Origin of the sequence: Olegusella massiliensis (assembly GCF_900078545.1) — a bacterium.
Lineage (GTDB): Bacteria > Actinomycetota > Coriobacteriia > Coriobacteriales > Atopobiaceae > Olegusella > Olegusella massiliensis.
Genome location: NZ_FLLS01000002.1, coordinates 1050735 through 1075098 on the forward strand (window position 1 = coordinate 1050735; position 24364 = coordinate 1075098).

The 24364-nt window shown below is 49.7% G+C and carries 24 protein-coding genes and 1 other RNA gene; 22 read left to right on the plus strand and 3 right to left on the minus strand.

The annotated features are described in order from the left end of the window. The 4 genes from BN4314_RS04940 to BN4314_RS04955 all read left to right on the plus strand — a co-directional run bounded on the left by BN4314_RS04940 (window position 1) and on the right by BN4314_RS04955 (window position 2863). Window positions 1-1149, plus strand: coding sequence for an iron-containing alcohol dehydrogenase (locus BN4314_RS04940; protein WP_035098581.1), 1149 nt, complete (start codon window positions 1-3; stop codon window positions 1147-1149). Further along, complete coding sequence (gene trpA, locus BN4314_RS04945) at window positions 1142-1879, plus strand: tryptophan synthase subunit alpha (RefSeq protein ID WP_232309717.1); 738 nt, start codon at window positions 1142-1144, stop codon at window positions 1877-1879. The genes BN4314_RS04940 and trpA overlap by 8 nt, the downstream gene beginning before the upstream one ends. A 162-nt stretch (window positions 1880-2041) precedes the next feature. Continuing rightward, window positions 2042-2182: a rubredoxin-like domain-containing protein gene (locus BN4314_RS04950; protein WP_021735716.1), complete on the plus strand. Its 141-nt coding sequence runs from the start codon at window positions 2042-2044 to the stop codon at window positions 2180-2182. A gap of 87 nt (window positions 2183-2269) precedes the next feature. Next, entirely contained in the window at window positions 2270-2863 is a 594-nt protein-coding gene (locus BN4314_RS04955; protein WP_068540143.1) for a TMEM175 family protein, read from the plus strand. Window positions 2864-3439: 576 nt separating this feature from the next. Here BN4314_RS04955 and BN4314_RS04960 read toward each other — a convergent pair. Both BN4314_RS04960 and ssrA read right to left on the minus strand, forming a co-directional pair. Next, window positions 3440-3952 carry a helix-turn-helix domain-containing protein gene (locus tag BN4314_RS04960; RefSeq protein WP_021735736.1) on the minus strand — a complete coding sequence of 171 codons (513 nt, stop codon included), beginning with the start codon at window positions 3950-3952 and terminating at the stop codon, window positions 3440-3442. A 359-nt stretch (window positions 3953-4311) separates the two neighbouring features. Then, window positions 4312-4682, minus strand: a transfer-messenger RNA (tmRNA) gene (gene ssrA, locus BN4314_RS04965). A gap of 168 nt (window positions 4683-4850) precedes the next feature. On the opposite strand from ssrA, the gene BN4314_RS04970 reads away from it, so the two are divergent. The 13 genes from BN4314_RS04970 (at window position 4851) to rpsI (ending at window position 18074) form a co-directional block, all read left to right on the plus strand. Then, window positions 4851-5759 (plus strand): patatin-like phospholipase family protein, encoded by a 909-nt coding sequence (locus tag BN4314_RS04970; RefSeq protein WP_068540145.1) that lies wholly within the window; start codon window positions 4851-4853, stop codon window positions 5757-5759. A 255-nt stretch (window positions 5760-6014) separates the two neighbouring features. Continuing rightward, window positions 6015-7601, plus strand: a complete 1587-nt coding sequence (locus tag BN4314_RS04975; protein ID WP_021735739.1) for an ABC transporter substrate-binding protein — start codon at window positions 6015-6017, stop codon at window positions 7599-7601. A 134-nt stretch (window positions 7602-7735) separates the two neighbouring features. Beyond that, complete coding sequence (locus tag BN4314_RS04980; RefSeq protein ID WP_021735695.1) at window positions 7736-8677, plus strand: ABC transporter permease; 942 nt, start codon at window positions 7736-7738, stop codon at window positions 8675-8677. Between the two features lie 2 nt (window positions 8678-8679). Next, window positions 8680-10704 (plus strand): dipeptide/oligopeptide/nickel ABC transporter permease/ATP-binding protein, encoded by a 2025-nt coding sequence (locus BN4314_RS04985; RefSeq protein WP_068540147.1) that lies wholly within the window; start codon window positions 8680-8682, stop codon window positions 10702-10704. Beyond that, window positions 10704-11555 (plus strand): ABC transporter ATP-binding protein, encoded by an 852-nt coding sequence (locus BN4314_RS04990; RefSeq protein WP_068540149.1) that lies wholly within the window; start codon window positions 10704-10706, stop codon window positions 11553-11555. The genes BN4314_RS04985 and BN4314_RS04990 overlap by 1 nt, the downstream gene beginning before the upstream one ends. 81 nt (window positions 11556-11636) lie before the next feature. Next, window positions 11637-12632 (plus strand): acetylxylan esterase, encoded by a 996-nt coding sequence (locus BN4314_RS04995; protein WP_068540151.1) that lies wholly within the window; start codon window positions 11637-11639, stop codon window positions 12630-12632. Beyond that, window positions 12632-13510: an acetylxylan esterase gene (locus BN4314_RS05000; RefSeq protein ID WP_068540153.1), complete on the plus strand. Its 879-nt coding sequence runs from the start codon at window positions 12632-12634 to the stop codon at window positions 13508-13510. Before BN4314_RS04995 ends, BN4314_RS05000 begins: the two co-directional genes overlap by 1 nt. A 49-nt stretch (window positions 13511-13559) precedes the next feature. Further along, complete coding sequence (locus BN4314_RS05005; RefSeq protein WP_068540155.1) at window positions 13560-14480, plus strand: dihydrodipicolinate synthase family protein; 921 nt, start codon at window positions 13560-13562, stop codon at window positions 14478-14480. A gap of 12 nt (window positions 14481-14492) precedes the next feature. Then, window positions 14493-15467, plus strand: coding sequence for an ROK family protein (locus tag BN4314_RS05010; RefSeq protein ID WP_068540157.1), 975 nt, complete (start codon window positions 14493-14495; stop codon window positions 15465-15467). 11 nt (window positions 15468-15478) lie between these two features. Continuing rightward, window positions 15479-16168, plus strand: a complete 690-nt coding sequence (locus tag BN4314_RS05015) for an N-acetylmannosamine-6-phosphate 2-epimerase (RefSeq protein ID WP_068540159.1) — start codon at window positions 15479-15481, stop codon at window positions 16166-16168. A gap of 88 nt (window positions 16169-16256) precedes the next feature. Continuing rightward, window positions 16257-16985 carry a glucosamine-6-phosphate deaminase gene (gene nagB / locus BN4314_RS05020; RefSeq protein WP_068540160.1) on the plus strand — a complete coding sequence of 243 codons (729 nt, stop codon included), beginning with the start codon at window positions 16257-16259 and terminating at the stop codon, window positions 16983-16985. Window positions 16986-17238: 253 nt separating this feature from the next. Further along, entirely contained in the window at window positions 17239-17679 is a 441-nt protein-coding gene (gene rplM / locus BN4314_RS05025) for a 50S ribosomal protein L13 (RefSeq protein ID WP_021735807.1), read from the plus strand. A gap of 2 nt (window positions 17680-17681) precedes the next feature. After that, the gene (gene rpsI / locus BN4314_RS05030; protein WP_021735799.1) at window positions 17682-18074 is read left to right on the plus strand and encodes a 30S ribosomal protein S9; all 393 of its coding nucleotides are present in this window, start codon (window positions 17682-17684) and stop codon (window positions 18072-18074) included. A 541-nt stretch (window positions 18075-18615) separates the two neighbouring features. Here the strand turns inward: rpsI and BN4314_RS05035 are convergent. Then, window positions 18616-19503 carry a DeoR/GlpR family DNA-binding transcription regulator gene (locus BN4314_RS05035; protein ID WP_068540162.1) on the minus strand — a complete coding sequence of 296 codons (888 nt, stop codon included), beginning with the start codon at window positions 19501-19503 and terminating at the stop codon, window positions 18616-18618. 282 nt (window positions 19504-19785) lie between these two features. Between BN4314_RS05035 and BN4314_RS05040 the strand changes: the two genes are divergently transcribed. The 5 genes from BN4314_RS05040 (at window position 19786) to BN4314_RS05060 (ending at window position 24158) form a co-directional block, all read left to right on the plus strand. Continuing rightward, on the plus strand, window positions 19786-20238 hold the full coding sequence (locus tag BN4314_RS05040) for a PTS sugar transporter subunit IIA (RefSeq protein WP_021735709.1): 453 nt from the start codon (window positions 19786-19788) through the stop codon (window positions 20236-20238). An 85-nt stretch (window positions 20239-20323) separates the two neighbouring features. Beyond that, complete coding sequence (locus BN4314_RS05045; protein ID WP_068540164.1) at window positions 20324-21787, plus strand: PTS ascorbate transporter subunit IIC; 1464 nt, start codon at window positions 20324-20326, stop codon at window positions 21785-21787. Window positions 21788-21980: 193 nt separating this feature from the next. Then, a complete protein-coding gene (locus BN4314_RS05050; protein WP_021735735.1) occupies window positions 21981-22262 on the plus strand; it encodes a PTS sugar transporter subunit IIB in 282 nt (93 codons plus the stop codon). A gap of 81 nt (window positions 22263-22343) precedes the next feature. Next, window positions 22344-23198: a transketolase gene (locus tag BN4314_RS05055; RefSeq protein ID WP_021735732.1), complete on the plus strand. Its 855-nt coding sequence runs from the start codon at window positions 22344-22346 to the stop codon at window positions 23196-23198. Then, a complete protein-coding gene (locus BN4314_RS05060) occupies window positions 23199-24158 on the plus strand; it encodes a transketolase family protein (RefSeq protein WP_021735793.1) in 960 nt (319 codons plus the stop codon). The last annotated feature ends 206 nt before the right edge of the window (window positions 24159-24364 follow it).

The following is a 24364-nucleotide window of genomic DNA, read 5'->3' on the forward strand; positions in this document are numbered from 1 at the left end:
ATGATGCGTCCCATGAAGCTTGCAGGAAGTGAGCTTATGTTTGGCAAAGGAAGCCTCGAATACATCAAGACTTCCGTATATTGCAAGCGAGCAATCATTGTCATTGGTGGTAAGAGTGTTGAAAAAAACGGCACTCTTGCAAAAGTGGAAGAGTATTTTCACGCTAATGGTGCTCAAACTACGGTCTTTGAAGGTGTTGAGCCAGATCCCCACTTTGCGACTGTTAAAGCTGGCGCAAATGTAATGACTGAATGGCAGCCAGATCTAATTTGTGCGTTGGGAGGTGGTTCAGTAATGGATGCCGCAAAGACGATGTGGGTCATGTACGAGCATCCAGAACTTGATACGCTTGATAAAATATTGAGTACCAAGCCGTTGCCTAAACTGCGTGCAAAAGCACGCTTTATGTGCATCCCTTCTACTAGTGGAACTGCAAGTGAAGTCTCCCGTTCAGTGGTAATTTCCGATGATGAAACAGGTCATAAGCACGGCCTTGGTGATATGGAAATGATGCCAGATATCGCAATTGTTGATCCTCTGGTTTCCTGCTCAATGCCTGCACATGTTACTGCGGAAACGGGTATGGATGCGCTGACTCATGCAATCGAGGCGCTCGTTTCTAATCGTGCCAATTATGTGTCCAATATTCTGGCGATAGCTGCTGCAAAAGATATCGTTACCTGGCTTCCTAAAGCCTATGCCGATGGCAATAATATGGAAGCTCGCGAAATGATGGCAAATGCTTCTATGACGGCAGGGCTTGCTTTTACTAATGTCTCTCTTGGCATTGATCATTCGATGGCACAGACCATTGCAGGGTTTTTCCCCATGGCTCATGGTCGTATTTGCGCAATCCTGCTCCCTTATACCATTGAATGGAACAGCCAAGATTTAAGAGCAAAGCAAATCTATACCGATTTTGGCGCATTAATCGGTACTGATAATCTTGCGCAGTATGTGCGCGAGCTGAATATAGCAGTGGGCATTCCCCATTGCATTCGTGAAATTGTGCCTGATAAGGATGCCTTTATGGCAGTTCTTGATGATATGGCACGTCTATCGCTTGCTGATGGTTGCACTAAGACCAACCCCATTATTCCAACGGTTCCTCAATTTGCCGAGCTTATAGAAAAGGCCTACCTTGGCTAGAGAAGAGAAAAAGATGAAATTGATTTGTTATTTCTCGGGCGGATATCCTGATTTTAAGAGTGCCAATCGACTGGCTCACGCATATGCTGATGCGGGTGTGGATACCCTAGAGATTGATTTTCCTTCTTCCAATCCCTTTGTAGATGCTCCGTATATTCAGCAACGTATGAAAAAAGCTCTTGAGCATTGTAACGATCTAGATAAGTATCTTGAAGCCGTTGCCCAAATTAAGAGTGAATTGCCAAGTAAAGCCATTTTGCTGACTATTTATGAAAGCAGCATTGTAGAAATTGGCATCGAAAAATTCTGTGCTTTCTGCCGTGAGAATGATTTGCTTGATGTTATCGTGACAGGTCTTACAGGCGATGACGTAAAAGATGCTCTGATTGCAGGCGGTGTACATGTTAGCTGCTACGTTCCCTTTGATCTGCCAGAGACTGATGTAGAGTTAGCACTTTCATCAAATGGCTTTTGCTATCTTCAGGCAGTTCCCACGCAAGCGCAGATCAATGCAAAACACCCCGATCTTGCGTCTTGTATCAACTATCTTAGGAACCGGGGCTTAAAGAATCCAATATATTGCGGTGTGGGTGTGCATAGTCCAAAAGAAGCAAAAATGGTACGTGACGCTGGTGCAGACGGTGTGTTTGTGGGAAGTGCGGTATTAAAACTGACTGACGATTTGCCAGCAATGACTGAGTTGATTGGAAAATTTAAGGCAGTTTGTTAATTACATCTACCTAGCCATTTCTGTTGTGAGATGCAGCGCGTACTGAAGGAACGTAGTCGGTATTAGAGGGCGAAAACATTTTCTATCTGTGTTTAAAATTTCTCATACGTGGTATCCTACCTGCAAGCGCAAGGTGCGCAAACCGTCGAGAGAGGAGCCATTATGGCTGACGAGAAGACCTACACGTTCCGCTGCACTGTTTGTGGCTATGAAGTTACCGTCGACACTCCCGAGCTGCCTGATGACTATGTCTGCCCCGTCTGCGGCGTCGGTGCTGATATGTTCGAGCTGGTTGAGGATTAGTACTTCTTACAATGTGTATGGTAGAGGCGGCCCTGCGGGGTCGCCTTTTTAATACGGGTGCTTATGAGTTTGACGGCGGTGTGACGCATGACAACAGATAGACTTGAAGCTTTTTCTGATGGCTGTATTGCAATTTTTATTACGATTACCCTGCTGACATTTCGACTGCCAGAAGGAGATACGTATGCCAATCTCTTGGTACAAGTTCCTGCTTTTTTCTGTTATGCAATAAGCTTTATCGTGATTGGTATCTATTGGGGCAACCACCATCATCTGATTCATACCATTGAAAAAGTTTCTGAAAAAATCATGTGGGCAAATATGGCATGGCTTTTTGCGCTGAGTCTGGTGAGCTTTGCGACGGGCTGGGTGGCACTCTATATGCTTGCTCCGCATACAGTATCTTTTTTTGGTGTCATTTTGCTGGCATGCAATCGGACCTATGTGTATCTTGAACACTGTGTAGTTGAGTGCGAACGTGAAGAGGCAAAGCAGCGCGGTGCACGGTATAGCCTTGACGACAGGCTAGGCGAGCGCATCAAGGAGCGCGTATCGATGTGTTTCTATGCAAGTGGCGCTGTGATAGCGTTTTGGCTGCCTTGGGTTGCCGTGCTTTTTTACTTTGTGGTCAACGTTATCTGGTTTGTACCCGATCGTCGCATTGTCCACATTATGGAATAAACTTTTGCAGCGCTTTGATGTGTGCTTGATAAGAGCGTTTTGTATATAAATGTGATGGCGACTTCTTTTTTTCCTATAGGTGGTTCAGTAGGCACTCTTTTACCCGTAAGCAGCTCACCATGCTCCTATACGGCAATCATGATTTTCTCTGTTCGTCGTGGGCTTACATTGCAGCTGATGCTACAACGTAAGACGGACGGCACCTACTGCAATAGGTCAAGCCATCTCCAAATCACTTTTGTAGAGTGAAGAGAGCGGCCGTTCCTATTTAGTTAGGGGCGGCGTTTTCTTTGGGCAATCACATCGCCGCATTTTCCACTTTTTGCTTCATCACGCCATTCGGCTTTAAGCTGCGATGCCAGTGGGCGCCTTGTGGTTAGTGCTTAGTCCTTGAGCGCCAGGATGGCAGCGAACGCATCGACCTTAAGCCAAGGAACGATAACGAGCGCTAATACTCTTTTATTAGTGACGACAATCAACCGCAGCAAAATTGAGCGCAACTAAGAATACTTTGGCAGGTGTATAAGCGATCGATTCTGATCTGACTGCTCAAGACTCTTATCTTCAGCAGGCTTGCTAATAACTCTTTTTTTCTATGAGGATTATCCCGATGCCTGCGCCAACCAAAACAATAGGGGCAAGTCTGACAAAAGCCCATTCAAAGCTATGGATAATGGTTCCTATCACAGCAGTCTCAGGATTGCTATAGTCCCATTCCAAATACGATCCGTCTATTCCTAATAGAACTGCAAAGATGATGACAATTGCAACGCATAGTAGAATCAAAAACCATCGAAGGTGCTTTCTCCTAGCCTCTTTCTGTTGTGCTAGTTGAAAGTTAATGACCTCAAGCTTTTCTGATATGACCTTTAGTTCGTCAGTTTCAGTTACCGTTACGTTCTCGCCAAGCAGTGTGCTTGTGGGGACTTCGAATACATCTGATATGGAAATAAGCATTTCAGAATCAGGGACCGATAGGCCTCGTTCCCATTTTGAAACCGTTTGCCGCACCACGTTCAGCTTGATAGCAAGGTCGTCCTGCGAAAGTCCCTTAGATTTTCTCAGCGCTTTGATATTTTCGTTTAGCATTATTAAAAACCTCCTTCCGTACTCACGATAGACGCTCTTTGCGTTGCTGCAAGCAACGCAAATTAACATGTCATATTGCCTTGCTTATGTATCGAATAGCGCAGACGGTTCGTGTTTCGGTGTCAATCAGCAAGGATGGTTCGTTCTTCGAGTTGTCACAAATTCTGACCTGCGGTTTTATGGATGGGCATGCCAAAGTTTGAACCATCAACAGTTGGAGGAGTCGAAGCTTGAACCATCTGTTATATAGTTGCTTAACACATGTATTTACCTGCGGATGTTTGTCAATTCCCGATAGTAATGGCTTAATAAAATAAGACCCCTACCAGCGGAAACGCCGATAGGAGCCTGAAACGTCATGGTGGAGGCGCGGAGAATCGAACTCCGGTCCAAAGCAACTCCCTGACAGGTGTCTCCAGGTTCAGCCAGCGATTTAATCTTGGATGCTGTACACACGCTGACCAGCGCGCAGTATCCCAGTCGGTTCAGTCTTTGCTTGCGGCATACCGACTACGTCCGCAAGCGCATCTCCCTAGATGACGTCACACCGGGGGCGGGAGTGTTCCCCGGATAGACGCGCCAGGCTTAATTAAGCGGCGAGAGCCATGGAAGGCTCAAAAGAAAGAACGTTGTCGTCAATTCAATTTTGACTGTACCCCTGTTTTACGTGGCGAGGAGACCACGACCTGCTGCCCATCTCAGAATTACCCTGTCGAAACCAGTCGCCCCCAAAAAATAAGCCGCTGGCATGCAGTTACACACCAGCGCTGGCACGCCGTGGCGCACCAGTCAAAAAGGGGCACAGGGCCACCATGCGAATTTCAAAGTACCATCGCAGCATAACGCTTTGACGTAGTTTATTCTACCCAAGTAAGCATATATGTAGACAGGAGCCAAGATGAGCATACAAAATCGCATCGCTTTGGTGCTTGAAGGCGGTGGCTACCGAGGCATCTTTACGGCAGGCGTACTCGATGTGTTGATGGAGCGAGGGCTGGGCGATGAGTATGCCAGTGTTTGGGGTACCTCTGCTGGTGCTATGAATGCTGTTAACGTAAAGAGTCGCCAGATTGGGCGCACTATGCGCATCATGCTCGCCTTTCGGGATGATCGCCGCTTTATGTCCTTTATGTCTTTAGCCAAGACAGGTGATTTAGCAAGCGGTGAGTTTATCTACGACGAAGTCCAAAACAAACTCGACCCCTGCGATTATGAAGAATTTTTTGATAATCCTCTGGAGCTTTATGCAATAGCAACTGATGTCGTGTTTGGTACGGCTGCCTACCTACCTGTGCGTAGCAAAGAAGATTTTTTGGCGGTGCGTGCTTCTGCATCACTGCCCGTAGTTTCTCGTATGGTTGAGTTTGGCGGGCATCGCTATCTTGATGGCGGTACTGGCGATTCGGTTGCCTTTGAAGCAGCGCTTGGACTTGAAAGCGCAGCCGGCTCACTTCCCGAAGGATATGTACCAGCAGACCGAGCGCTTGTCGTGCTTACCCGCGACCGCACGTATCAAAAAGCTGCCTCATCTCAACGTCTTGCTCTTCGCTCACATCTTTATGACAATTACCCCTACTATCTTGAGGCGCTTCGTACACGTTATATCCGCTATAACGAGCAGCGTAAACGTTTGTGGCAACTTGAGGAAGAGGGAAAAATCCTCGTTATCGCTCCTGATAAGCCTGTAGAAGTTTCTGTCAATGAACATGATGGAGCGCCCTTGCTCGACCTCTATCTTCAGGGTCGTCGTCAGACGCAGGCGCGTCTTGCTGAAATTGACAAGTTTCTACATCCTGCCGAAAAATAAAAAATTTATAAAAATGAATAAGTAAAAAGCTGGCTTAATCAACCTAGTATTTTGCTAGGTAATATAAAATCGGTATTCAATAATAGTACCAGTTGATGAGGTGGTATCCCGCTCAGGGCAGATTATGACCGTCTGCCGAAATTCAATGGCCGCATCATCAAGGTTGTTTGCATTATTAAACAAATGCGTGCGCAAAAAGCGCTCGTTCAGTCATCGACGATAGTTGTCGGGTAACCTCATTCGAAAGGGGTATGCATGTCAGCCATCTCTCGTAGGCAGTTTATTGGTACGTCCGGTGCGGTAGCAGCTATGCTCGGTCTCGCAGCATGCGGTGGTCAGTCTGCTCCTTCCAGTTCTGGTAGTGGAGCTGGACCTGCTGGCAAAGGCGGCGGCACCATCACTGCTGGTTCTGGCTATGCAGGCAACAACTTCCACCCTGGTACGACTTCCTCTGCATTTTGCATGGGTGTCAACATCAATGTGATGGAAGGTCTATACGGTTTCGACTTCCATGACTTCTCGGTCTACAACCAGCTTGCAGCTGATGACCCCGTCAAGGTTGACGACACTACGTATGAAATTACTCTGCGCGACGGTGCAAAGTTCTCCGACGGCACCGACGTCAAGGCAGAAGATGTTGTCTCCTCCTTTAAGCGTGCAAGCGCTGAGGGCAATATCTATCAGTCTTTCCTGACTCCCTTCTCTGCGCTGGAGGCAAAAGACGACAAGACCGTCACCGTGAAACTTGCGTATCCGTTTGGTCTTATCAAGCAGCGCCTCGCTGTCTTTGGCGTCATCCCCACATCCATGAGCGATGATGACGCTACAGCAAAGCCGATTTGCACGGGTCCTTGGAAGTTTGACGAGATCAGTGCTGATGGTCTTACCGTTACCTTGGTTCCTAACGAGCATTACAACGGCAAGTTCCCCGCAAAGGATGAGAAGCTTACCTACACGTCTATGGTCGACGACACCGCTCGTGTAACTGCGGCAATGGACGGCACGACAATGGTGATGGAGAATGTCCCTGCTGACTCCATCGATCAGCTTACCGGTGCCGGTCTTAAGGTTGACTCCATCCAGGGCTTCTCTCTGCCCTTCTTGGCATTTGACTGCGCTAAGGATCCTTGGAAGAACAATGTTGCTCGCCAGGCCATCTTCTACGCTCTCAATGTCCCCAAGATGATTGAGAATGTTCTGCTCAATCAGGCAACTGCAGCTAGCTGCTACATCCCCGAGACGTTTGCCAACTACAACAAGGCAGCAAATGTCTACACCTATGACCCCGAGAAAGCAAAGAAGCTTTTGGCTGACGCGGGTGTCACCCCTGGCGCTATTACCCTGAACACCACCGACCACGGCTGGATTGTCTCTATGGCAGCGCAGGTCAAAGAAGACCTTGATGCTCTTGGCTTTAAGACCACCATCAATACCCAGCAGTCTTCGGCCATCTATGCTGACCTTGTGAGCACAGAGGGTTGGGGCGACTTACTGTTGGCTCCTGGCGATCCCTCTTGCTTTGGTAATGACCCCGACCTGCTTATGTGCTGGTTCTACGCTGACGGCGCCTTTACCAAGACCCGTACGTTCTGGCAGATGGGCAACCCCGATCAGTTCAAGGAGGTCAACGACCTCATGGACAAGGCACGTCAGGAAGTCGATGCGGACGCTCAGCAGAAGCTTTGGAACGAGTGCTTCGATAAGATTTCCGAATACGTACCTCTGTATCCCCTTCTGCACCGTAAGGTTTCCACTGCTTATAGTGCCGAAAAGATTGCCGATTTTGCTGGCATCCCCATTCCTGGCATGGATTTCCTCGGTGCAGCTACCACCGGAGCATAAGCTTTCGGCGTATATGCGCTGACAAAGAAAGGGTGCCAGTCTCTATGGCTGGTACCCTTTTTCGCAAGAACCTTTGAGGTTTTTGCATCCTCCCGCGGGGGAGACGGGAGTGGACGCGGACAGAAAGGGGCCTCATGAACAACCTCCTGCGTCTTATTGGTAGACGTCTTATTGCATTTCCCATAATGATTATTGGTGTGTCATTCCTCGTGTTTTTCCTTATGTCATTCTCGCCGGTAGATGAGGCATATGCGGCCCTGGGAGAGAGTGCCACCATAGAACAGGTGCAGGCATACCACAAGCAGTATGGACTTGATGATCCGTTGCCAGTACGTTATGGCCGCTACATGAACAATTTTTTCCATGGCGACTTGGGCACATATGGTGTCAATAGGGCGTCGGTTGCTGATCGTATTGCCTTGGCTTTGCCCGTTACTTTGCAGCTTACGTTTATTGGTTTGCTTATTGGCGCAATTGTCTCGTTCATCCTAGGTGTGATTGCAGCGCTCTACAGAGATAAGTGGCCTGATCAACTGTTGCGCGTTTTTTCGATTGCAGCATTGGCTACACCCTCGTTTTGGTTGGGCGTTATGCTTATTTTGATGTTCCTCGGCAAGCTACCTGTTTCTGGTCCCTTGCCACCTTTTGGTACGGCGGGCTATTGGGGGCGCATGTTGCTTCCTGCTATTGCACTAGCAACCCCGCTTACTGGTCAGATGATTCGTATTGTGCGTACTTCTATGGTTGAGGAGCTTGATCGCGATTACGTGCGTACTGCACGCGCGGCAGGTATTCCCTATGCCACCATCGTTAGTCGCAATGTTTTGCGCAATGCTTTGATTACTCCAGTTACTACCTTGGGTATGAAGATTGGTTATCTCATGGGTGGTGCTGTTGTTATTGAGGTTGTATTCAACCTGCCGGGAATGGGCATGACACTACTCGCAGGTGTTCAGGGAAACATTCCTACGCTGGTACAAGGCGTCACTACCGTGGTCGCTATCGCCTTTATCGTTATCAACATTGTGGTTGATATGCTCTACCTGCTAATCAACCCGCGCATTAGGTCGGTGTAGCCATGAGTAGAAAAGAACAGACAGAAAAGTTGGAGGCGTTGGCCGGTCGCAAGCCGCGACTTGGTGGCTGGAAACGTCTTGCTACTCCTTCGAAAGTTGCTTTGATTCTCCTTGCGGTGGTTGCAGTCATTTCTATCCTGGCGAGCGTGCTTGCACCACACCATCCAACGGAGATCTTCTCTGCGCGAACTGCTCCTAATGCTCAGTTCTTTTTTGGTACTGATGACAAGGGACGAGATGTACTATCCCGCCTTATGTATGGTGGCCGCTACTCGCTTGTTATTGGCTTTGGCTCGGTAGTCTTTGCTCTTGTACTGGGCTCAATCCTTGGTGCCCTTGCCGCAGTTACCCGCAAATGGATTTCTGAAGTCATCATGCGTATCTTGGACATTATTATGTCCATTCCGGGCATCGCCCTTGCCGCTGTTTTGGTCTCAGTGTTGGGCAATAGCGTGCCAGCAATTATTGCGTCTATCGGCTTGATGTATACACCACAGATTGCGCGTATTGTGCGAGCAAATATCATTTCTGAATATGGCGAAGACTATGTACGAGCAGTTGTGGTGTCGGGTGCTCGCGCACCTTGGATTTTGTGGAAGCATGTCCTGCGCAATTGCATCGCTCCCATCATGGTATTTACAGTGACATTGGTTGCAGACGCTATTGTTTTTGAGGCATCTCTTACCTTTATTGGTGCGGGCATTGTTGAGCCGACTCCTACTTGGGGCAATATTTTGTCTAATGCTCGTGGAGGCGTTTTGGCAGGTCGTTGGTGGCAGGCACTCTATCCCGGCCTAGCAATTATGTTGACCTCTCTTGCACTTAATATTCTGGCTGAGGGTATCACTGACGCAATCGTTGCAGCTCCTACGGCTAATGTTGAGGCAAATAACGATTCCACTCGTGAAGAAGATCGTATTCTTGCCAATCCCGTCTCTGCTTACAAGGCTCAGGCTCCCGCCCTTGCTGCCGCACTTACTGCATTGCGTGAGGTAGAACTTCAACGCGCTGATCGTCATAAACCTGACTATGATGTGAAGCCTTTGCTTGAGGTCAAAGACCTTTGTATTCGCTTCCCACGCCATGGTGATGTCGATGTAGTTGACCATGTCAGTTATTCCGTTCGTCCTGGTCAGACCATGGGCTTGGTGGGTGAATCTGGATGTGGCAAATCCATCACGGCTCTTACGGTGATGGGCTTGCTTGATCCACGTGCGACGGTCTCAGGTGAGGTTCTTTATGATGGTCGTAACCTGTTGGATCTTAATGACAAGGAACGCGAAGCTCTGCGTGGCAACGAAATTGCCATGGTGCCACAAGACGCCTTATCTTCGCTCAATCCGTCAATGCTCATTCGAGCTCAGATGAAGCAGCTCACCGATCGTGGTGGCACGCGCTCGGCTGAAGAGCTTCTTGAGCTTGTTGGTCTTGATCCCAAACGTACACTTGAAAGCTATCCGCATGAATTGTCCGGTGGTCAGTGCCAGCGCGTGCTTATCGCTATGGCTCTGACGCGTGACCCACGTTTGGTAATTTGTGATGAGCCTACAACGGCGCTCGATGTTACCGTGCAAAAGCAGGTCATCAAGCTTTTGAACGAGCTACGCGAGAAGCTTGGCTTTGCCATGCTCTTTGTCAGTCACGACTTGGCCTTGGTGGCCGAGGTTGCTAACGATATCACGGTTATGTATGCCGGTCAGGTTGTCGAGCAGGCTCCCACGAGCGAACTGCTTGCAAATCCGATTCACGAATACACCCGTGGTTTGCTTGGCTCGGTGCTTTCTATCGAGGCTGCAAGCGGTAGGTTGCATCAGGTGCCAGGAACGGTGCCTTCGCCCAAGGACTTCCCCATAGGTGATCGCTTTGCTCCGCGCTCAAGCCATCCTGAGGTTGGTTTGGACATTCGACCTATTCTCAAGACTGAGGTGGGTCACCCCAACCACGTGTACAACGAAATTCCCGATGAAGACATGATTGCTGCTGGTCTTGTACCACATGCACAGCAGGTCAAGGGAGGTGTTAAGTAATGAGCGAAACCATTCAGAACACTGCGCCTGATGGCACGGTAGATGGTGTGACCCCTATCATCTTTCTTGATGACATCAAGGTGACGTTCCGTACGCGTACAGGACCCATCTTGCATCCCAATTTGGTGCAAGCAGTTAAAGGTGTCACGCTGCGCTTAATGCCAGGACGGACAATTGGCATTGTTGGTGAGTCCGGCTGTGGCAAGTCCACGACTGCCAACGTTATGTGTGGTCTACAGACGCCTACGGAGGGGAAGGTTTGGTTTAAGGGTGTAGACGTGACAAGACGCTCCGCTGAGGATCGTATGAAGATTGGTCGCGTTATTTCGGTTGTTTTCCAAAATCCAGCCACTGCGCTCAACGCCCGCATGACTGTGCACGACCAGCTCATGGATCCTTTGCTGGTGCATCATATTGGCAGCACTCCCGAGCAAGAAAAGCGTGTGCGTGAATTGTTGGATATGGTCGGTTTGCCTTCAAGTAGCCTTCAGGCTTTGCCAGGTCAGCTCTCAGGTGGTCAACGTCAGCGTGTAGCTATTGCTCGTGCGCTTTCACTGGGGCCAGACGCAATCATTGCCGATGAGCCTACCTCTGCACTGGACGTATCGGTACGCGCACAGATCTTGAACCTCTTGACTGACCTAAAGCGCGATTTGGGTCTCGCAATGGTCTTTATCTCTCACGATATTTCTTCGGTGCACTATGTCTCCGATGATATTGCCGTGATGAACAGGGGCAAGATTGTCGAATTTGGACCTTCGGACGAGGTGTTCCTTAATCCGTCAGATGGTTACACAAGGACCCTTCTTGCCGCTGCGCCTTCGTTGCTCCATCCCAAATTAGGAAGATAAATATTTGACTGACTATGACGCGGTGTCTCATACGAGATGCCGCGTCTTCGCTCGCCCGTCTCGTATATCTGGAGGTGGCTTGTGCCTGTAACTGCATCTCAACTCGCAGAACTCAAAAAAATACACGGCGCTACGGTACCGCCGCTTGACTTTAATGAGTTTTGGGCGGAGAGAATGGCTGAGGCTGATGCTATACCGTTGCGTTATGACATCTCGCCTGCAGATGAGGTACCTCAGTATGATTGCTGCCAGTTCTTTGATGTGTGGTTTTATGGGATGGGCGGGGCGCGACTCTATGCAAAGTATGTCTTGCCCGTGACAGATGCATCGGCGCCTTTGGTATTGCAGTTTCATGGCTATCCAGGAGCTACACGTAGTTGGTTTGAGCAGGCTTCTTTTGCGGGTTTGGGGTATGCGGTGCTTGCTCTGGATAACCCTGGGCAGGGCGGCAAAAGCGAAGATATCGGTGGATATAAAGGCACAACAGTTTCAGGGCATCTCATCGCAGGTCTTGATGGAGATATGAAAGACAGCTACTACGTGCGTCTTTACCAAAATGTGCGCATACTTTGTCGGATTGTGCGGCAGCTACCGTGCATCGATTGCGCCCGTGTCTTTGTAAATGGCGCCTCCCAAGGTGGCGGGATGGGCATTGCTTGCTGTGCGCTAAATTCCGACTTTATTGTGCGTGCTTCAATTTTATATCCCTTCCTGTCGGATTTTCGTCGCGTATTTGAGCTTGGCCAAGATGAACTTGCTTATGAGGGACTGCGTTATTACTCACGGTGGTTTGATCCAGATGGCACACGACAAGACGAGATCTTTGGCAAACTTGCTTATATCGATACGCTGAGCTTTGCTCATTTAGTGCGCTCGGAAGTGCTGTTTGGGTCTGGTCTTTCCGATGCGGTCTGTCCTCTGCCTACGCAGTATGCCGTCTACAATGCGCTCAACTGCCCGAAGGTTCACGTGACGTTTCCATCGTTTGGACATGAGGAAATCCAAGCGTACGATGATTTGATTAATGATTTCTATCAGTTGGGTCTTGTCGGCATAGGAGGAGGTGCAAACGCATAATGAGCACTCCTCGCGATTTTGAAGAGTACTGGCGTGCGCGGGCAAGTCGAGTTTTGCTTGACCAAGACGTGCGGCGTCAACCCGCAGACGTTATAAAAAGCAGCTCAAAGCTTAGATGTGAGTATCTGAGCTATCGTGCAAGCGATGGAGCAGAGCTACACGCACGCTATCTTCAGCCAAAACAGCTGTCGCAAGGACCTTGTGTGGTGGTTTTCCACGATGTGGGCCGGCCTCAGCGAGGTTGGTTTTACCTCTCTCGTTTTGTGTCACTGGGGTATTCAGTATTTGCGCCAGAGATGCGCCCATGGTCAGGCGATGTTACGCGCGGCTGGCAAAATGGCCCTGATGCTTTGGAGTTGGCCCAGATTATCGAAGACGCGCTCACTGCTGTGGGTATTGCGGCAACTCAGACATTTTGCGCTCGCACAGGACTCGTGCTTTGGGGCGAAGGCTGGGGCGGAGCGCTTGCTTTAGACTCTGCTGCTTTAAGCTCGAAAATTTTGACTCCAGCAACGCTGCTTGCCTGCGCAGCACTCAACCCTTCTGCGGCAAACTGGCGTCAGCTGTGGGAAAGCGACGCTGATGGAGATTTGACGGTAGGATTACGGCGATATTTTCGCGAAGTTGATCCAAGGGGTATCACTGCGGAAGCACTGTTTAACACCCTGAGTTATGTAGATACGCGTTCATTTGCATCGCTTGTGACAACGCAGACATTGGTGGGGCGTTGCCTGATGGATACAGAGGCATTGCCATCTGCTACAAAGGAAGTGGTGTCTGCTCTTGCGGGAAATGTGACCTGCGTGGATTATCCAAAATATGCCCATGAGCGTGTCAATGACTTTGAAAATAAACTTTTAGCTTTTATGCATCTGTAGACTTAAATACGTAAAGAAGAAGTACTTCCAACATGGGAAAGGAAAAACAATGTCGGATTTCAAAATTCGTGGCGTTATACCTCCTGTAGTTGTTCCCGATACCGACGACCGTCAGCTTGATGTTGAGTCTTTCGAGCGTAGTATCAATCGCATGATTGATGCTGGTGTCGATGGCTTGTTCTTCTTGGGCTCATCAGGCGAGGCGGCTCTTGCTACTGATGAGCGCCGCGATGAAATTGCGCGTGAAGCTATGCGTATTGTCAACCATCGTGTTCCTGTTTTGCTTGGCATTATTGATACCGAGACCGAGCGCGTAATCGACCAAGGCAAGCGTGCACAAAAGCTGGGCGTAGATGCTCTCGTGGCGACAGCGCCGTTTTATGCCTTGGGTGGGCAAGCTGAAAATGAGGCACATTTCCGCATCTTGCATGAAGCGCTTGAGTTGCCGATTTTTGCTTATGACATCCCCGTGTGCGTACACACCAAGCTTGACTGGAAGATGCTTATTCGCTTGGGTGAGGATGGTGTGCTTGCTGGCGTCAAGGACTCCTCTGGCGATGACATTTCCTTCCGCTATCTCTGCCAAGAAAATGAGAAGGTGGGACACCCCCTGTCTCTGTTGACAGGTCATGAAATCGTAGTTGATGGCGCTTATCTTTCTGGTGCTGATGGCTCGGTGCCCGGCCTTGCTAACGTAGAGCCTTCGGGCTACGTCCGTATGTGGAAAGCAGCTGAGGCAGGAGATTGGTCAACAGCTAAGGCAGAGCAGGACAGGCTAAACGAAATTAGCCACATTTTTGATGTCACTTCAGGTGTGCAGGGCTTTGCGGCAGGCGTTGGCGCTTTTAAGACTGCGCTGCAGCTCATGGGTATTTTTGCGACCAATCAAATGCTTCGTCCCGTCAAGCGGCTTGAGGGTGCCAATGTTGAGGCTATTCGTACGGTACTGGTGAATAACGGCCTGCTCTAAGGAGGTTGACATATGGCAAAAGAGACTGCAGTTGTAGGCGTTGATATTGGCGGTACCAAGATTGCGTGTGGGATTGTACTGCTAAGTGAGGACTCAGTTCGTGTTGAGGCAGTCGAAAAAGTTCCCACTGAGGCCAAATGCGGTGGCAAACACGTTTTGGCTACCGTTATCGAGCAGGTCAAAGCTGCTCAAGCGCGGGCTCGTGAGCTGGGCGTCACGCCTGTTGGTGTGGGTATTTCCAGTGCTGGCGTGGTTAATCCTCGCAACGGTGACATTACCTTTGCAAATGATCTTATGCCTGGGTGGGGTGGTACGCATCTAGGAGCAGAAGTGAGTGCTCGCTCAGGTCTGCCTTGCCGCGTCTTGAATGATGTCCATGCCCATGCTTTAGGTGAGGCGCGTCGCGGTGGTGGGCGTGGAATGTCGAGCTGTCTGGTGGTAGCCGTTGGCACTGGTATTGGTGGTGCCTATGTCGAGCGCGGCACCATCATGCTTGGCGCTCACGATGAAGCAGGGCACATCGGGCATGTCGCCTGTATTGCAGCCGCGGGTGTTCCTTGTTCTTGTGGAGCAACGGGTCATCTTGAGCCTATTGCTGCAGGTCCGGGCATTATCGAGGAATTTGTTCGTCTTGGTGGCAGTCATACTCAGGCAAATGGCAGTCCCATGGATGGTGCTGAAATTGACCGGCTGGCTGCTGAAGGAGATAGTGCTGCTAAGAGAGCAGAAGAGCGCGCTGGCAGGGCTTTAGGTGAGGTGCTTGGCAGCATGTGCAATATGCTTGACCCCGCCTGCGTCATATTGTCTGGTTCGGTAGCACAGTGTGGCCCCGACTGGTCTGATGCCATGCATCAGGCATTTCTGGGACAAGCAATGCCACCTGTCCAAAAGACAGCGATTGTCAGTGGCGAGCTTGGGGGAGAGGCTCCGATTATCGGTGCGGCAGAAAACTTCTTGCACTCAGGCTATGCAGAGATTAGTGAGTAGGAGGAAGCTTCATGGCAGTGCCACAGCTCATCCAAAATCTGAAAGGCAAGCTCATTGTGAGCGTTCAGGCTTATCCTGGCGAGCCCTTGCGACATCCCGAAACTATGGCTCAGATGGCGCGCGCCTGTGAGCTCGGAGGAGCTGCAGCTATTCGCTGTCAGGGATTGTCTGATATTGCTGCCATCAAGGGTCGAGTGGATGTTCCCGTTATTGGTCTTTGGAAAGAAGGCCATGAGGGTGTCTATATCACGCCAACCCTGCGCCATGCTATCGCTTGCGTCAATGCAGGTGCCGACATAGTTGCAATCGATGCGACGGATCGTCCTCGCCCTGATGGCCGAAGCTTTGAACAGACCGTTGTTGATTTGCGCGCGCAGTGCGAGACACTGGTGATGGCTGACTGCATGACAATTGAAGATATTCGACATGCGGTTGCTGTTGGTTGTGACGTGATTTCGACAACCCTTTCGCATAACAAAGCTGCCATCAATACCACGATGTCAGAAGGTCCTGATTTGCCAATTTTGCGTCAAGCGGTTGAAGAATTCCCTAGCATACCTGTGATTTGTGAGGGGCATGTACATACACCAGCCGATGCTGCTGCTGCTATGAGTGCAGGAGCTTGGGCGGTTGTGGTGGGTACGGGCATTACTCATCCCACCTCTCTTACCAAGTGGTTTTGCGCGGCAATTGATGAATAGGGTGCAATCCAGTATTGTTGCGAAAGCTGTGGGTGGACGAGTGTTTTGTTCGGCTTAAAAATTGTGTTTTTGCGAAAGGAGATGCCATATGCGCATCATCGAGGCAAGAGATTATGAGGATATGAGCCGCAAGGCTGCAGCCATTATGGGTGCACAGGTTTTGCTCAAGCCCAACTGCGCTTTGGGTTTGGCTACAGGTACCACTCCTATTGGTGCATACAATCAGCTTATTGATTGGTACAAGCAAGGTTATTTGGATTTCTCTCGGGTGAGCACGTACAACCTTGATGAGTATCGTGGCTTGTCTCACGATGACCCTCAAAGCTACCACTATTTTATGTACGAGCATCTCTTCTCACATATCAATATTGATATTGAGGCCACTCATGTGCCCGACGGCTCCAATCCCAATGCCGAAGAGGCATGCTCAGGCTATGATGCGCTGGTTGAAGCTGCTGGATATGTCGATCTTCAACTACTAGGCATTGGCAATAACGGCCATATTGGCTTTAATGAGCCCGCCTCCGCCTTTGCTGCTGGTACCCAATGCGTAGATCTTACTGAGTCAACCATTGAGGCAAATAGCCGTCTTTTTGATCATATCGAAGACGTGCCTCGCCAGGCATATACCATGGGTATTGGTACCATCATGCATGCTCGCCGTGTTCTGTTGATTGCAAGCGGCCCCAAGAAGGCTCAGGCAATCTATGATACTGTTCGTGGCCCTGTGACGCCTGAAGTGCCCGCTTCTGTTTTACAGCTGCACCCTGACTGCACGATTGTTGCTGATAGTGAAGCGCTGGCTTTGCTTACGTAAGATAATTACGAACACAGATGGTTTTGTCCTTCTCTGTTGTAGTTGGATAGTTTGTAGCTTTAACCCCTGCCAGTTTATCTGGTAGGGGTTTGCTTGTATAAGTTGTGTATGAAAAAAAGCGCTGCACATGGGTGTTTTTTCGCGCTATACTTGAGAACGCTTCTTTGCAGAGCCCCGTAACCTCTGAGAAGAAAAAGCAAGCGTCTGTTCGTCCAGGAGCTGACGCATTTTAGTAGGTAAGTGGAGGAGTCAAGTGAACAAGTCGACTCATTACGCCAACAAGGGCGAGATTGAGCGCAAGTGGTTGCTCATCGACGCTGATGGCGCAACGCTTGGTCGCCTCGCAACAGTGGCGGCTATGGCGCTTCGTGGTAAGAACAAGCCACAGTACACCCCTAATGCTGACACGGGTGACTTTGTTGTCGTTATCAACGCTGACAAGGTTGTTTTGTCTGGCAACAAGGCAGATGCAAAGCGCTACTGGCGCTATTCTGGCTGGCTAGGCGGAATGCATTTTGAGTCTTTTAAGGAAGCTATGGCAAAGCACCCTGAGCGTGTTGTTGAGCACGCTGTCAAGGGCATGCTTCCCAAGACCAGATTGGGTCGTCAGCAGGGCATGAAGCTCAAGGTGTATGCTGGCCCCGAGCATCCTCACACCGCTCAGAATCCCACGCAGATTGATTGGAGGGCCTAGCCATGGCAGATACTGTTGTCTACACTGGCACTGGCCGTCGTAAGGAGGCCACCGCACGCGTGCGTCTCGTACCCGGCACTGGCAAGGTCGTGGTCAATGGCCGCGATGCCCTCAACTACTTTGGTCGTCAGCAGCTTGTTGACAATGCACTGGCACCTTTCCGTGTGACTGACACCCTTGATCACTTTGATGTTTTTGCCAATTGTGATGGTGGCGGCATCAATGGTCAGTCTGGTGCAATCCGTTTGGGCATTGCTCGCGCCCTGCTTTCTGCTGGTGAGTACCGTGCTGACCTCAAGAAGGCTGGCTTCCTCACCCGTGATGCACGTGCTGTCGAGCGCAAGAAGTACGGTCTGAAGAAGGCACGCAAGCGTCCTCAGTTCTCCAAGCGCTAAGCCTTCTGCGTTGTATTTGTACCTATTTGGGTTGTGCCCTTTCCGCCCGCTGGGAAACCAGCGGGTTTTTTGTGTCGCGACTTTGTGTGCGGCAGCGCGTGTCAAACGCCATATGTCGTTTCAGTCAACACAGTCCTGCTTGCCAAAAGTCACGGATCGTTTCAACTAGCGCGGCCTCTGCTTGCCAAAAGCCACATTCTGTTTCAATCAACACGGTTTTGTTTGCCAAACGCCACGTTCTGTTTCAGAAAAAATGTCAAAAGCCACACTCTGTTTCAAAGGGCCTGACGTTTGCTCAGGTAGATTTTTTTCGCGTGAAATGAAACGTGGCTTTTGGCAAAAAAAGTGAAATAGAACGTGGCGTTTGGCATCGGGCATGCAACAGAACGTGGCTTCTGTTGCATGGCATGCTGCAAGATGAGTTGATACTGGATTTGAGAAGGAGATGTGCGAATAGAGCGACGGAGTGATGGCAAATCTGAGAAGGAAGTGAGTTTATGCTCAGTCAGATTTGCTTGGGCGAGAGACCGACCTAGCGACGTTAGCTTGGATTTGAACGAAGCGTGGGAACGCCATAGCGGGAGAGTTGGGTTAAAATCTCAGGATCCGAAGCGTTTGTGATAATTGCCGAGAAGTCAGTGATGGAAGCAAAACGGAATACGCCAGGACGGTGAAACTTCTCTTCTTCTACCAGCAAAAAGCGATAGGAGGCGTTATGAATGACACGCTCTTTCATCTCGCCTGTGTCGATGGAGTTGGAAGTTACAGCTCCTTGCGTGAGGTTTATGCCACTTGCTCCGATAAATGCCTTTGCCATCAGCAAGGGCTCCAACAAACTTTGGGTAGCAGAACTCATTGAACCTGCAACTTGCACATTGAGATAGCCACCCGTGCCTAACACCGTAACATGAGGCAAGAAAGACAAGCGCCGCTGTACTTCAATCATATTGGTGGTAACAATGACGCGTTTGTCGCCTTCGGCAATTAAATCTGCCAGCAACAGGTTTGTTCGTGACACATCCAAAAAGATGGAGTCACCATTGTTGATTTCAAGATATGCACGTCGTGCAACTGCTTCACGAGCAGGATGCGCTGTAGTGTCAACTTCTTGTTCGACAGAAATGGGGCCTAAGGTGGGTTCGGAGATGTTCCAAGGCCAAGGGTGAGGCTGAGTAGTGGGATGGGCAGTAGATTCGAAACCTCGAATAGGATCCTGACCACTACGGCGGACAGTAGCGGGGGAGGGGCTCGTAGCCCTGCGAGCTCCACCGTAATAGCGCTCAATACGACCTTCACGAGAGAGGGCTTGTAAATCCTTGCGGATGCTATCGACACTCACATCAAAGCGACGCGCAAGGTTTTCAACACTAGCTGAACCCTCGATCTCAAGGATGGCAACGATCCGCGCCCAGCGCTCCTGACGAAACAAGTCCGCACCCCCTCTCTCTCGGCTGATAGACTTGTGGAAAATCTACCTCACGATACCTCCAAAACGGTAGACCTTTTTTAAACTCATCATAAATATGTAGAAAATATGTACAAAATGAGAATAAATAGGAATGTGTACGTTTTTCGAACAAAACAGGAAAAACATGAATAGAATGTGCACGTAATGAGAAGCATCTATGAACTTTCCAAGAGCTTACGCGCCAATAGAAAGGTCTTATGTTGCTTCTAGTGTTGAGAGCCGATTTTTGAGGGAGGTAACACTATGAGCGCTATGTCTGAAATGCTTAAAAGAGAAAACGTACAAATTGTTTCTTCTTGTGCAGATTGGCAAGATGCTATTCATGTGGCCGTCCAACCGTTGGTAGACGGTGGTTTTGTTACACCTGCCTATATTGACGGCATCATCGAAAACACAAACAAGTTTGGTCCGTACTTTGTGCTTGCTCCGGATTTGGCTCTGCTGCATGCCCGTCCCGAGCAGGGTGTAATCAAGCAGCAGCTTGCGGTAACTATTGCGCGCCAGGGTGTTGAATTCAAGCCCGGCGAGCCTGTTCGTGTCATCGTTACACTGGCTGCAACAGATCCCGATTCGCACATTGATGTAATGCGCGTCTTGGCAACGATGTTTGCCGATCCTGCAAATATCGAAAAAGTGGCAACCGCTGCTGATGCCGATGAGGTCTACAGAATTTTTGTTGAGGCATCTGCCGCCTAATACGTTGCTTTGCGGCCTGGCCGCCAAAGGACGTTTGTAATATGAGCGGAACCATGTAAGGCACATTGCAACTGGAGGAGGAAAAATGGCAGTACTAGACTTTATTGTCAACATTCTGTCGACGCCGGCTATTCTAGTCGGTCTGCTTGCATTTGTGGGTCTATGCCTGCAGCGCAAGCCTATTGAGGACATTGTCAAAGGCACCATTAAAACCATTGTTGGTTTCTTGGTGCTGTCCGCAGGTGCATCTTTCCTGCAGACCGGCTCTTTGCTCGCCTTTGGTGAGCTTTTTAACTACGCCTTTAATATGCAGGGCGTTGTTCCTAACAACGAGGCAGTTGTCGCTGACGCTCTTCAGAACTTTGGTACCAGCTCCGCTATCATCATGGCTTTGGGTATGGCGCTCAACATTGTTCTGGCTCGCTTCTCCCGTATGCCTTATATCTTCCTGACGGGCCATCACACTCTGTACATGGCATGCATGATTGCTGTCATTCTTGGTGGTGCTGGTCACCTTGAGGGCGCTTCTCTCTACATTGCTGGTGGTTGCCTGCTGGGTCTCATCATGGTTCTGTCTCCTGCTTATTGCCAGGTTACCTTCCGCAAGGTCACTGGTACCGATAGTGTTGCTTTGGGTCACTTTGGTGGCATCGGTTATTGGTTTGCAGGTGTCATTGGTAAGCTTTTTGCTAATGACCCCAATCGCAAGAGCACCGAGGAGATTAACTTCCCCAAGCGTCTTGTCTTCCTGCGTGATACCACTGTTTCCATTTCCATCACGATGATGGTCTTCTTCCTGATTGTTGTTGGCGTTGCTGTTGCCAAGGGTCTGCTGAACATTGTTCCTGCTGGTACCGATGCAACTGCAGCGGCTGAGCTGCTTGCTCCTTATGGTCTTACTGTTGGCAACCTTGGCGCGCTGCTTAACATTGGCACCGAGACCAAGACCAACTGGATTGTCTGGGCTCTTACCTCTGGCATGAGCTTTGCTGGTGGCGTCTACATCATCCTGTCCGGCGTCCGCCTGATCATTGGCGAGATTGTGCCTGCTTTCAAGGGTATCGCTGACAAGCTCGTTCCTGGCGCAAAGCCCGCTCTGGACTGCCCCGTTGCCTTCACCTATGCTCCCAATGCTGTTATCATCGGCTTCTTGAGCTCCTTCATCGGGGGTATCGTTGGTCTGCTGATTCTTAACGGTATCAACACAGCCATTCCAGTTGCCCTTATCCTTCCTGGTGTCGTACCTCACTTCTTCTGCGGCGCAACTGCTGGCGTCTTTGGTAATGCTGAAGGTGGTCTCAAAGGCTGCATCGCTGGCTCCTTTGCACACGGCTTGCTTATTACCTTCCTGCCCATGATTTGCATGCCTGTCTTTAGCGCTCTGGGCTATGTTGGCAGCACATTCTCTGATGCTGACTTCTCCTGGATGGGTATCGTCTTTGGTAACACCGTCAACTTTGCACAGAATGGTCTGCTTGTTGCAATTTGTGTCATCGTGTACCTGCTGCCGATCATCTACAACTTCGTCGCTCCCAAGAAGCAGGCCTAATGCCTCAATTCTTGTCTAAGTGATGAGATAGCAAAACGTGGAGCCGGAGCACACCTGTCTCCGGCTCCTTTGCTAGAAGTACCGTTTATCGGCGTTGTAATTTGTTCTGTATTACTGCGAGAAAAAGTGGATAGACTAGATACAAACACGCCGCTAAAACGATTGTCTGCGGCCCAACCAAAAGGAGATCACTATGGCTATTCGTAAAATTATGTGCGCCTGTGGTTCTGGTCTTGGCTCCAGCCTCATTGTTCACATGAACACTGAGGAAGTTGTCAAGAAGCTTGGTCACAGCGAGATTGAGGTTGACCATACAACCATTTCTGATATCAATCCCACAGCTGCTGACCTCTTTGTGGTTGGTGCTGACCTTGGCGACTTCATTGCGAGCATCCCCGATGATCGTAAAGTTGTTCTAAGCAATATTCTCGATAAGGCTGAACTTGAAGAAAAGCTCAAGGCAAAGCTGGGTTAGATTCCTATCTAATCGCCCTGTGTAGCCTTGGCTCACAGGGCCTTTTTTGTTTTGAAGGTTTCATAATTTATTGGAGGTAACGTGAAAGAAGAAGAGCTCAAGGAGGCAACGCTACTGGCAGCGCGTGTGCGTCGCGATGTACTTGCCATGTTGCAGCACCGCGGATATGGTCACGTTGGCGGCTCCTTATCCTTGGTTGAGCTGATGGCCGATTTGTACACCAAGCAGCTAAAACACGACCCTGCAAACCCCAAGTGGGAAGAGCGCGATCGCATTGTCTTGTCCAAGGGCCATGCAGGCCCCGTTATGTATTCTGTGTTAGCAGAGCGAGGCTTTTTCCCTAAATCGTGGCTCATGACTCTTAACGACCCTGGAACTAATCTGCCATCTCACACTGACCGCCTAAAAACACCAGGTGTTGATGCAACGACCGGCTCACTCGGTCAGGGCACTTCCGAAGCAGCAGGCATTGCGCAGGCACTTGCGCTTAAAGGATCTGATGCGTACACCTATCTCATCGTAGGCGACGGTGAGCTCAATGAGGGCCAGTGCTGGGAGGCATTCCAGTTCATTGCAGCAAAGAAGCTTTCCAACTGTATCGTCTTTATCGATAGCAACAAAAAGCAACTTGATGGCACTATTGACGAGGTTCTTTACGGCTTTGATTACGTAGAGAAGATGAAAGCCTTTGGCTTTGAGACCCAAAAGGTCAACGGTCAAGATATTGCCGCAATTGATGCTGCTATTGAGGCTGCAAAGCAGAACAAATCATCTGCTAACGCTATCGTTTTGGATACGGTTAAGGGTGCAGGTGTCAAGTACTTTGAGAACGCCGTATCTAATCACTCTATGAAGTGGAATAACGACGAAATCAACCAGGCAACCGATGAAGCTATTGCTGATCTTGATGCAAAAATTGAAGGGAGTGAGGCATAAATGTTCACACTTTCCGAAACGCTTGGCAGCAAGGGCGCCTCATATCGTGATGCCATCTGCGATAGCATCATCGACCTTATGAACACTAACGACAAAGTTATTATGCTTGAGGCCGACCTTGGTGGGGCCTCTGGTACGAACAAGATTTTGAAAGCACACCCCAAACAATATGTGCAAGTAGGTATTGCTGAAGCTGACATGATGGGTATTGCGGCTGGTATGAGTTCTGAGGGATTTATTCCCTTTACTCATACTTTTGGGCCTTTTGCGACGCGTCGCGCCTTTGATCAGATTTTCCTATCTGGTGGTTATGCGGCCAATACTATCAATATCTGGGGTTCTGACCCTGGCTTTACAGTGGGCGCAAACGGTGGCACGCATACAACTTGGGAAGATGTTGCAATTATGCGTACATTGCCAGGTTCTGTTATCTGTGATGCAGCTGATGCAGTGCAGGCCGACTGGATTGTGCGAGAGTTTGCCAAGATGGACGGTATTCATTATCTGCGCACAGGGCGCAAGGATGCTCCTTCCATTTATGCTGATGGCTCAACTTTTGAAATGGGCAAAGGCAACATAGTGCGCGAGGGTTCCGATGTACTGATTATCAGCGCGGGCCAGCTGGTTGCCGATGCTCTCAAGGCAGCAGATCTGCTTGCCGAGAAGGGCGTCTCTGCAGAGGTTATCGATATGTTCTGCATCAAGCCTCTCGATGTTGAGCTTGTCTTGGCTGAGGCGGCTGGCAAGCGTGCAGTGGTAACTTTTGAAAATCACAGCATCGTCGGTGGTTTGGGCGAGGCTGTTGCCGCTACCCTCATGGAAGGCGGCATTGCGGTGCCGTTTAAACGTCATGGCGTCAATGAGCGCTTTGGTCAGGTAGGTACGCCCGAGTTTTTGCAGGCGGAGTTCAAGCTCACTGCTGCCGATCTTGTGGAGACGGTTGAGGGTCTGCTTGTGTAAGTAAGCCTGCACGTTGCGCTTGTCTTGCTTGTCTTACTTATTGTGTTTACTAAGAGCACTATGAGTTAAGAGTTGCGTGTTATGACAGGACCGATGGTTGCCACTGTGGCACTATCGGTCTTTTTTCGTGCAATAGCTACGCAGGTCATTGCACTCAACTCACATGTTGTTAATAGCCGCACTCTTCAGTAGAAAGGGACGCTTCC

Bases quoted from the DNA above. Each gene is read 5' to 3' on its own strand.
- BN4314_RS04940 (WP_035098581.1), top strand. From the start codon at position 1: ATGATGCGTCCCATGAAGCTTGCAGGAAGTGAGCTTATGTTTGGCAAA.
- BN4314_RS04950 (WP_021735716.1), top strand. From the start codon at position 2,042: ATGGCTGACGAGAAGACCTACACGTTCCGCTGCACTGTTTGTGGCTAT.
- BN4314_RS04955 (WP_068540143.1), top strand. From the start codon at position 2,270: ATGACAACAGATAGACTTGAAGCTTTTTCTGATGGCTGTATTGCAATT.
- BN4314_RS04960 (WP_021735736.1), bottom strand. From the start codon at position 3,952: ATGCTAAACGAAAATATCAAAGCGCTGAGAAAATCTAAGGGACTTTCG.
- BN4314_RS04970 (WP_068540145.1), top strand. From the start codon at position 4,851: ATGAGCATACAAAATCGCATCGCTTTGGTGCTTGAAGGCGGTGGCTAC.
- BN4314_RS04975 (WP_021735739.1), top strand. From the start codon at position 6,015: ATGTCAGCCATCTCTCGTAGGCAGTTTATTGGTACGTCCGGTGCGGTA.
- BN4314_RS04980 (WP_021735695.1), top strand. From the start codon at position 7,736: ATGAACAACCTCCTGCGTCTTATTGGTAGACGTCTTATTGCATTTCCC.
- BN4314_RS04985 (WP_068540147.1), top strand. From the start codon at position 8,680: ATGAGTAGAAAAGAACAGACAGAAAAGTTGGAGGCGTTGGCCGGTCGC.
- BN4314_RS04990 (WP_068540149.1), top strand. From the start codon at position 10,704: ATGAGCGAAACCATTCAGAACACTGCGCCTGATGGCACGGTAGATGGT.
- BN4314_RS05000 (WP_068540153.1), top strand. From the start codon at position 12,632: ATGAGCACTCCTCGCGATTTTGAAGAGTACTGGCGTGCGCGGGCAAGT.
- BN4314_RS05005 (WP_068540155.1), top strand. From the start codon at position 13,560: ATGTCGGATTTCAAAATTCGTGGCGTTATACCTCCTGTAGTTGTTCCC.
- BN4314_RS05010 (WP_068540157.1), top strand. From the start codon at position 14,493: ATGGCAAAAGAGACTGCAGTTGTAGGCGTTGATATTGGCGGTACCAAG.
- BN4314_RS05015 (WP_068540159.1), top strand. From the start codon at position 15,479: ATGGCAGTGCCACAGCTCATCCAAAATCTGAAAGGCAAGCTCATTGTG.
- nagB (WP_068540160.1), top strand. From the start codon at position 16,257: ATGCGCATCATCGAGGCAAGAGATTATGAGGATATGAGCCGCAAGGCT.
- rpsI (WP_021735799.1), top strand. From the start codon at position 17,682: ATGGCAGATACTGTTGTCTACACTGGCACTGGCCGTCGTAAGGAGGCC.
- BN4314_RS05040 (WP_021735709.1), top strand. From the start codon at position 19,786: ATGAGCGCTATGTCTGAAATGCTTAAAAGAGAAAACGTACAAATTGTT.
- BN4314_RS05045 (WP_068540164.1), top strand. From the start codon at position 20,324: ATGGCAGTACTAGACTTTATTGTCAACATTCTGTCGACGCCGGCTATT.
- BN4314_RS05050 (WP_021735735.1), top strand. From the start codon at position 21,981: ATGGCTATTCGTAAAATTATGTGCGCCTGTGGTTCTGGTCTTGGCTCC.
- BN4314_RS05060 (WP_021735793.1), top strand. From the start codon at position 23,199: ATGTTCACACTTTCCGAAACGCTTGGCAGCAAGGGCGCCTCATATCGT.